Genomic DNA, 9,236 nt, shown 5'->3' with positions numbered 1-9,236 from the left:
GGGAGCAGAGCGGGTGGTTGCTCGCAGAGAGGCATAAGGGGCAGAGAGGCAAAGAAGGGAGTTTTTAAGGGAGCAGAGCGGGTGGTTGCTCGCAGAGAGGCATAAGGGGCAGAGAGGCAAAGAAGGGAGTTTTTAAGGGAGCAGAGGGCCTGCGGCCGGGGCGGGTGGTTGCTCGCAGAGAGGCATAAGGGGCAGAGAGGCAAAGAAGGGAGTTTTTAAGGGAGCAGAGGGCCTGCGGCCGGGGCGGACTTAATTTATTTTACAAACAGGTCAGGGCGATATGCCCTGACCTGTTTGTTTCCTCCACCTTCATTAAGCAATCCTGCTCATTAAGGCAGCGTACTCAGATTAACCGTTGGCGCCACACCGGTAGCCGGACGGGTAAACGTGGTATTGTAGTTTACATAATTGCTGAAGAAACCGCAGTTTTTCAGGAAGAAGCGGCCGGTACTGCTGTCGACCCCGCCGGCGTAATCGCGGCGCTGATCATTGGTGGCAGTGGCATCCGCCGTAAACTTCGCGGAAGTGATTTCCGTCCACACGCCGGCGGTAGAACGGATCCAGGCGTTGCTATATTGGGCGCTTCTGCCCAGGTAGCCTTTTGTATCATTGAAGTTTTCCAGGAAAGAATAAAGCCCGCCCAGATAGGTGGTCGTATTGGGCTGCTTCCAGGTGGCAATGAAGCGCCAGGTACTGGTTTCCGGGGTATAAATCCAGGAAGAGAAATCGGTGCCGCCTGCGCCATCCGGCAGTACATGCGTCAGGAATTTGTAGGTAGTGCCGGCCTGCCAGTTAAATACAAGATAGCTCTGGCCGCCCGTGCCCTCGCCCCCGAAGGTATTATCCACTACGCCCGTTCCCTTGCGAACCAGGGTGGTAGTACCCACAGCAGGGTCCCAGATGGAGAAGAGAACGCGGCGCTCCGTAGCGCTGTTAACCTGAATGCCGAAATAACCACCGTTAAAACCATTGCTCATAAAGTAGGAGCCGATCTTATCTTCCCCAACGGGAACGGTTACTTCGTTGTAGAACCATTCGGCCGTAGTGCCGGAAGGAATGGTGTAGCCCAGGTGTACGGATGGCCCGCGGCGCGACCAATAGTAGTTAGCCGCATCGTTGGCGTAAGTGACGTTATTGGCCGTAGCGCTGCCACTGATGAGGATATGCGATACATCCCCGAAGTAGCTGCCTGTTTTGCTCACCCCCTGCAGGTCTACTTTCACATAGCCCGCGCTGGTGATGTTCACGGAATCGATGTTGTAATCGATGTAAGAGTTGCCTGTTACGGTTTTGGTAAATGCGGTACCGTTCACTGTTACTTTGATAACACTGGTGCCGGAAGGCACTTTCATACGTACGCCCACCTTGAGCGTACCGGTGAGTCCGAGGCGGAAGTAAGCGCTGGTAACGCTGTTGGCGTTGGTCCAGTTGCCCAGCCCGTTGCTCGTAATTACTTCCGATGCGCCGGAAGGCAGGTTGGTAACGAAGGCGTTGCCTGCGAGCGCCACCGCATAGCTGCTGGCGGCAGGAACGGTTTCTGTGCGGGCGTTGGCGCCGCTGGCGGCGGTAAGCGCGTCGTCGCTTTTCTTACAGGAAAGCAAAGCGGCAGACACAAGGAGGGCTAAAATAAACTTAGTGTTCACTTTCATTGGATGGTAATGTTTTTGAGTGAAATTTTCTGACAGATATGCTTATGGAGATGGAGTTTTGTTCACTTGAAAATTACGGGACGCCCCACAGGTCCTGGTTGATTCATTGTTCTTACTAAATATACATCATGATAATTTAAAATAATAATTTTTTTTAGCCTGTTCTCCTTATTAATGGGGAGAGATGTCCACATGATAAATTCAGCTTTTTTTGTACATTGCTGCCGCGACACAGCCAACATCAATTTTTAGTAACCGGCAATAGAATTTAGTAACCGGAATGCCTGATCAACAAACAGCAACGGCCACAGTATTATTCAGGCGTATAGCAGAGGGAGATGAAGCGGCCTTTGAGGCATTGTTTCACCAGTATATGCCGCAGATAATTCCGGTGATAAGAAAGGTCATACGGGAAGAGGGGCCAGAAATGGATATCGTGCAGGAAGTGTTCCTGGGCCTATGGCTTGGCAGGGACAAGCTCTCCACCATCGATACTCCGCACAACTGGATTTTCAGAATGGTATATCATCGTTGTTATTCCTGGTTACAAAAACAGGAGGTGCGGCGCCGTGCCTCCCAACAGCTGGGCGTACTGGAAACCAGCAGCAGCGTGCAAACGCAGGAGGACCTGGATTTTGCCGAAACCACCCGGCTGTTACAGCAGGCCGTAAGCCTGTTGCCGCCGCAGGCGCAGCGTATCTACCTGCTGAGCAGGGAAACGGATATGAAGATTGCCGATATTGCCAGCCAGCTATCTATCTCTACCCAAACAGTGAAGAACTCCATTGTAAGGTCGTTACGGTTTATCCGCGAATACCTTTCCACGCACGGCATTGTACTGCCGATGGCTATCCTTGCCGTCCTTTTTTCCCTGCGCTGAAAATTTTTTTTGAAACCGATAGGTACTATCGGATTATTAACGGTACGATAGTAATGGAAGCCTGCTTCCGATTATTATCAACCACCTGAAAAATCAGTACGCTTGCCAGATTTCGAACGATTGTACCAGCTGCTGCAACGGGCACAGTTGCAACAGGCCACCGACAGTGAATATGAAGAGTTGTTGTCCATCATCCAGGACGACGGCTCGGGGGAAGTTGTGGCTGCGATGGATGCCTGGCATGCCGCGCAGGATACGCCCAGGGAATTGCCGGCATATGAGGCGGAAGTATGGGCGCCGGTGCTGAAAAGGGTGCTGGCAGCGGAAAGAGAAGCGGTGATAAAGGGAGCAGGCGGGTTAGCTGCAGGGAATACGTTACCTGCAAGCAATACAACCAACGCGGAAGGCTCCCCTAACGCAGGTTCTCTGCATGCACCTGATGCAGCAAAAGCAAATGATTCATCCCACCACCCCTCCATACCGCCAACCAATCTCCCCTCCATCAAACCCCGCCTCTGGTGGGCCGCCGCCGCAACCCTCGCCCTGCTCATCTACGCCGGCAGCCGCTACTGGGCATCCAATACCACCACCCCACACCCAATCACTACCGCTACACCCAAAAAAGATTTCGCCCCCGGCGGCCACCGCGCCATGCTCACCCTGGCAGACGGTACACAAATCCCGCTGGACAGCGCCGGCAACGGCCTGCTTGCACAACAGGGCAGCACCCGCATCCGCAAACTCGCAAACGGACAAATCGCCTATGAAGGCGCCGGCACAAAAGATGGCCAGCTGCTCTACAATACCATGAGCACGCCACCCGGCGGACAGTATAAACTCATGCTGCCCGATGGCACCCTCGTATGGCTCAACGCCGCATCGTCCATCACCTACCCCACCGCATTCGTAGAAAAAAACAGGACAGTAACCATCACCGGCGAAGCTTATTTTGAAATCGCTCAAAATCCCAGCCAGCCCTTCGTGGTAAACGCCGCCAATACATCCATATCCGTTCTCGGCACACACTTTAATGTCAACGCATATACGAACGAAAAAACCATCAGCACCACCCTGCTGCAAGGCGCCGTGAAAGTCAGCGCCGGCAACAGCCAGCAACTGCTGCAGCCGGGCCAGCAAGCCAACACCGACGCCGCAGGCAACCTGCGCCTCAACGAACACGTCAACACACAACAGATCATCGCCTGGAAAGAAGGATTCTTCTCCTTCGACAATGCCGACCTGCCCGCCGTCATGCGGCAGCTCGCCCGGTGGTATAATGTGGAAGTCGTGTACGAAGGCCCCGTGCCACAACGCAGCTTCAATGGAGAAATAGGCCGTAATCTCACACTGGCGCAGGTCCTTAAAGGACTGTCCAGCACCAGGATTAATTACAGGGTAGAAAATAATAACAGGATCGTTATTCTGCCATAGTTATGAAACAATGAAAAAAACACAACAATGAAAAAGCTTAGATCAAGACGTTAGCTATTGTCACACGATGGAAGGCACTAAAAAAACAACCGGGGCGTAAGATTGGCGTCTGACCCCGGCTGGCGCTTAGTTGCCGTAAAACATCCAGTCCGTAAACCTTTTATTCACTTCAACCAAACATTGCAAAAGTATGCAACAATTTGCTATTTGTAATTCTGGTACCCGCTCCTATTGGAAATATGCGCCGGTGCCGCGTAAAATCCTGTTAGTGATGAAACTAACTTCATTCCTCCTGCTCGTATTCTTTTTACAGGTTAGCGCCGGCACAAAAGCGCAAACTGTCACCTATGCCGCCAACAACAGCAGCCTGATTAAGGTGCTGAATGTCATCAAGGCGCAAACCGGCCTCGTCTTCTTTTACGATAAGGAAGACCTGAAAAACAGCCAGCCGGTAACACTGGAACTGAAAAAAGCCTCCCCGGCCGCAGCCGTCAAACAAGCGCTGCAAGGCCAGGGACTCAGCTTCGACATCCAGGGCAACACCGTATTCATTACCAAAACCAATACCCCGCCGGCAACACCCGCCGCCACCGCTCCTCCGCCCATCACCATCACCGGTAAGGTCACAGAGGAAAACGGCAGCGCCATCCCCGGCGTGTCCATCGTCGTGAAAGGCGCACAAAAAGGCGCTATCACCGGCGGCGATGGCTCCTTCACCCTCTCCGCTGACGCCAACGCCACCCTCGTGGTAACCAGCATCGGCTACGTCAGCCAGGAGATCAGGGTAAACGGACAAACACACCTCAACATCCAGCTGAAACCGGATGTGAGCGGACTAAAACAACTGGTGGTAGTCGGTTACGGCACACAGAAAAAAGCCAACCTCACCGGCGCCGTTGCCGGCATCGGTTCCAAAGAACTGGCCAACCGCCCCGCCACCTCCGTCAGCAACGCCCTCCAGGGCACCATGCCCGGCGTAACGGTAACCGCCGCCAACAGCGGACAACCAGGCGCGGATAATGGCAGCGTGCGCATCCGCGGTATCGGTACCCTCAACGTAGCCGATCCCATGGTGGTAGTGGATGGCGTTATCGCCACCAGCGCGGACCTCAACAATATCAACCCGGACGATATCGCCAACATCTCCGTCCTCAAAGATGCCGCCTCCGCTGCCATCTACGGTTCCCGTGCAGCCAACGGCGTTATACTCGTTACCACCAAACAAGGCCGCAAAGGCCCCGCGCAAATCACCTATTCCGGTTATGTGGGTAAACAAAAACCTACCGGCCTGCCGGACTTCCTCCCCTCCTGGCAGGCAGCATCCCTGTACAACCAGGCAAGGCTAAACGAAGGCAAAACACCGCAATACACGGATGCCGAAATCCAGAAATTCAAAGACGGCTCCGATCCTTTCAATTATCCGAATACCGACTGGCTCGGCCTCTTCTACCAGGGTAACGGCGTACAACAAAACCACTACCTCGGCGTAAACGGCGGTAACGAAAAAACACAGTACAACCTCTCCATGGGCCTGTTCGACGAAAACGGCCTCGTGAAGGAAACTAACGCCAAGCGCTATACGACCCGCCTCAACCTGAACAGCGAAATAAAAGATAACCTGAAAATCACCGGCAACGTCGGCTTTACCTCCACCAGCCGGCATGAGCCCAGCAACCCTTATACGGGCGATTTCACACAGCTGGTGCGCCTCACCAACCGCATCTCCCCCACCATCCCGTATAAATACGAAAACGGACAGTATGGTGCCGTGGGCGACGGTAACCCCATGGCATGGCTGGAAGGCGGCAGCTTTAACCAGTATAATTACTATGACCTGATCGGGAATATCCAGGCCGACTGGGAGCCGCTGAAAGGCCTCCACGTACGACCTATGCTGGGTTATGTGCTGAAAACCAACCGCATTAAAAAATTCATTGCGGACCAGCAGTATTACAACAGCCAGGGCGATCCTACCTTCTACCAGGGCCCCAGCTCTGTAAAGGATGAAAATAACTTCACCTCCTACCTCACCCAGCAGCTGCTGCTGGAATACGGCCGCAGCATCAAAAAACACAACTTCAAAATCCTGGGCGGCTACTCCCAGGAACAGGATAAAGTGAACTACGACGCCGCTTACCGCAAAGGCATGCTCAACTCCCAGATATCCGATATCGACGCTGCCTATACCGATGGCCAAACCGCCAACGGCTACAGCGCAGAGCTGGCGCTGCAATCCGTATTCGGCCGCTTTAACTACGACTATGATGGTAAATACCTCTTCGAAGCAAACCTCCGCTACGACGGTACCAGCCGCTTCGGAAAAGACTACCGATGGGGTACCTTCCCCTCCTTCTCCGCCGGCTGGAATGTAGACAGGGAGCCCTTCTTCGCGCCGCTGAAAACCATCGTCAACAACCTGAAACTCCGCGGATCGTGGGGGCAGCTGGGCAACCAGTACGTAAAAACGTACGATGCCGCCAAATACCCTGCCTTCCCTTACTACCCTTACATCCCAACAGTGGATGTAGGCATCAACTACATCTTTGGCGGTACCAGCCCGGTCATCGCTTCCGGTGCGGCTCCTGTTAACGGCGCTACGCCTTGGCTGCTGTGGGAATCTACCACGCAGTACGGCGGTGGACTGGATGCGGCTTTCCTCGCAGGACGCCTCAACTTCAGCGCGGAGTATTTCATCCGTAAAACCGACGGCATCCTCATGACGCCGCCTGCCGCAGCCTCCTACGGCCTCAACGCGCCGGTGCAAAACGCCGCCGCTATCGACAACCGCGGCTGGGAATTCACCCTCGGCTACAGCGACCGTACCAACGACTGGACCTACGGCGCTACCCTCAACACCGCCATCATCAACAACAAAATTGTTAGCCTGATGGGCGCCAGCCCTATCTACGACGGCTATAAGGTAACCATGGAAGGACTCCCCGTAAACTCCCTCTTCGGTTATGAAGCCGCCGGCATCTACCAGTCAAAGGACGAAGTGGCCAAAGGCCCTTACCAGGGCGTGAATACAGCCCCAGGCGATATCCGGTATGTGGATAAGGATGGCAACGATACCATCAACGCAGCAGACAGGGTGTACCTCGGTAACTTCTTCCCGAAAGTAACTTTTGGACTGAACCTCAACGCCGCCTGGAAAGGCATCGACGTGAGCGTGTTCTTCCAGGGCGCCGCCACCGTTAAAACCTACCTCGATGCCGGTAAGCTCGGCGAAATCGGTTCTACCGTGGGTAAGCCTACCAGCGCCATGCTCGATACATGGTCCCCGCAGAACACCGGCGCTTCCCTGCCAAGGCTCCTCTACAGCCAGAAGCAGAACGATCCGAGCGGTACGCCAAGTTCCTACTGGGTGAAGGATGGTTCCTACCTGCGGCTTAAAAACCTGCAAATCGGCTATACGCTGCCGGAACACCTGCTTAAAAACCTGGGTATTGCAAAAGTGCGCGTGTACTACAGCGGACAAAACATCCTTACGCTCGATCACCTGTACGACTGGGTAGACCCTGAGGCCGCCGTTAACAGCAGCCTGTACTACTATCCGCAGGTAAAAGTGAACACCCTGGGTATCAACGTTACTTTTTAATTCTAACGCCGACACAAGATGAAAAAGAACTTTTTATATATCATGCTGGCCGCCGCACTGGCACAGAGCGCCTGCCAGAAAGACTTCCTTGATAAATCACCTTCCAACTCCTACGAGAACGGTACGCTCTGGAAAACAGAGTCGGATGCCGTGGCCGCCCTCAATGGCTGCTACAACGGTTGGGAAACCAGCTATAACCTGCTCTACATGGACGCTGTGAGCGATAACGTGTACAGCCAGTGGTACTGGGATGAGTTCCAGTACCTGGGCAACGGCAGCGCCACCGCTTCCGCGCCGTATGTGCGTAACCGTTGGGATTATAAAACCATCCAGCGCTGTAACTGGTTCCTGGAAAATGTGGATGGCGTGAAAATGGACGAAGCGAAGAAACTGCGCTTTAAATCCGAAGCCCGCTTCCTGAGAGCTTACCAGTACTTCATGATGAGCCAGCTGTATGGCGATGTGCCGTATATCACGCATACCGTTTCCACACAGGAAGCCGCCAGCGTAAGCCGGACGCCGTATGCAGCCGTAAGGGATTCCCTGTTTAAGGAACTGGCGGAAATTGCGCCCAACCTTCCCGCTTCCTACAGCGGCAACGATGTAGGCCGCATCACCCGCGGCGCGGCCCTCTCCTTGAAAGCCAGGATGGAACTGTACGATAAAAAATATGCAGCGGCAGTAGCGGATTACAAAGAAGTAATGCAACTCGGTTACGCCCTCTATCCTAATTACCAGGACCTGTTCCGCATCGGCTACGAAAACAACAGCGAGGTAATCCTCGATGTGCAGTACAAAGCCAACGATGTGCCCAATGGCGACATTGGCATCATGCCTTCTTCCGGCGTGGGCGGATGGGCTTCCCTCAGCCCTACCCAGGCGCTGGTGGATGCCTACGAAATGAAGAACGGTAAAACCATCGATGATCCGGCTTCCGGCTATAATCCGGACCAGCCGTACGTCAACAGGGATCCCCGTTTGGCGGCTACCATCGTATATCCGGGACAGTTATACGAGGGTACTTATTACAATTCCATCGAAGCGGGTTCCCCGGATTACTATAACGATAACAACAACAGTCCTACCGGCTACGTGGAAAAGAAATTCACGGCTAACCTTTCCGACTACCCGGATATGTGGAATACCGGTCTGAACATGATCGTGATCCGTTATGCAGAGGTATTGCTGTCGTACGCGGAAGCGCAAATTGAACTCGGCGTGATCGACAATTCCGTGTATGACGCTATCGACGCAGTGCGGCTCCGCGCTGGCATGCCGGCGGTGGACAGGACCGTGTACAGCAGTGCAGACAAGCTGCGCCAGCTGGTACGCAGGGAGCGGCAGGTGGAGCTGGCACTGGAAGGTTTACGCTGGTTTGATATTCAGCGCTGGCAGATCGGTACCACGGTAAGAAGCGGTACAGTGTATGGTACCAGGCTGGGTACGGTGAACAAAACTACCGGCGCACTGAGCTTAACAGGCAACCATGTAACGGTAGAAACCCGCCTGTTCGATGCCCGCAAGGATTACCTGTGGCCGGTGCCGCAGAAAGAAAGGGATTTGAATAAAAATCTGTCGCAAAACCCCGGTTACTAAACAATAGCTACGCATGAACATCAAAACCGTCCCAATATCAACTGGGACGGTTTTTTCATTGTACAGTAGATGGTACGTGGTC

General features: G+C 53.9%; 5 protein-coding genes. 4 read left to right on the top strand and 1 reads right to left on the bottom strand.

The window, feature by feature from the left end:
- Positions 1-329: 329 nt before the first annotated feature.
- Entirely contained in the window at positions 330-1,649 is a 1,320-nt protein-coding gene (locus tag BOC67_RS23850; protein WP_291914508.1) for a DUF5077 domain-containing protein, read from the bottom strand.
- Between the two features lie 280 nt (positions 1,650-1,929).
- On the opposite strand from BOC67_RS23850, the gene BOC67_RS23845 reads away from it, so the two are divergent.
- The 4 genes from BOC67_RS23845 (at position 1,930) to BOC67_RS23830 (ending at position 9,154) form a co-directional block, all read left to right on the top strand.
- The gene (locus BOC67_RS23845; RefSeq protein ID WP_291914507.1) at positions 1,930-2,529 is read left to right on the top strand and encodes a sigma-70 family RNA polymerase sigma factor; all 600 of its coding nucleotides are present in this window, start codon (positions 1,930-1,932) and stop codon (positions 2,527-2,529) included.
- 102 nt (positions 2,530-2,631) lie between these two features.
- On the top strand, positions 2,632-3,960 hold the full coding sequence (locus BOC67_RS23840; protein WP_291914506.1) for a FecR family protein: 1,329 nt from the start codon (positions 2,632-2,634) through the stop codon (positions 3,958-3,960).
- A gap of 271 nt (positions 3,961-4,231) precedes the next feature.
- Positions 4,232-7,558, top strand: coding sequence for a TonB-dependent receptor (locus tag BOC67_RS23835; RefSeq protein ID WP_291914505.1), 3,327 nt, complete (start codon positions 4,232-4,234; stop codon positions 7,556-7,558).
- Positions 7,559-7,576: 18 nt separating this feature from the next.
- A complete protein-coding gene (locus BOC67_RS23830; RefSeq protein ID WP_291914504.1) occupies positions 7,577-9,154 on the top strand; it encodes a RagB/SusD family nutrient uptake outer membrane protein in 1,578 nt (525 codons plus the stop codon).
- Positions 9,155-9,236: the final 82 nt, after the last annotated feature.

Source organism: Chitinophaga sp. CB10, from assembly GCA_001870995.2.
GTDB lineage: Bacteria > Bacteroidota > Bacteroidia > Chitinophagales > Chitinophagaceae > Chitinophaga.
Note: the sequence above shows the minus strand (reverse complement) of the source record. Positions and strands in the feature narration are given on the sequence as shown.

Excerpts from the sequence above, each read along its gene's own strand:
- BOC67_RS23850 (WP_291914508.1), bottom strand. The coding sequence starts at position 1,649 with ATGAAAGTGAACACTAAGTTTATTTTAGCCCTCCTTGTGTCTGCCGCT.
- BOC67_RS23845 (WP_291914507.1), top strand. The coding sequence starts at position 1,930 with ATGCCTGATCAACAAACAGCAACGGCCACAGTATTATTCAGGCGTATA.
- BOC67_RS23835 (WP_291914505.1), top strand. The coding sequence starts at position 4,232 with ATGAAACTAACTTCATTCCTCCTGCTCGTATTCTTTTTACAGGTTAGC.
- BOC67_RS23830 (WP_291914504.1), top strand. The coding sequence starts at position 7,577 with ATGAAAAAGAACTTTTTATATATCATGCTGGCCGCCGCACTGGCACAG.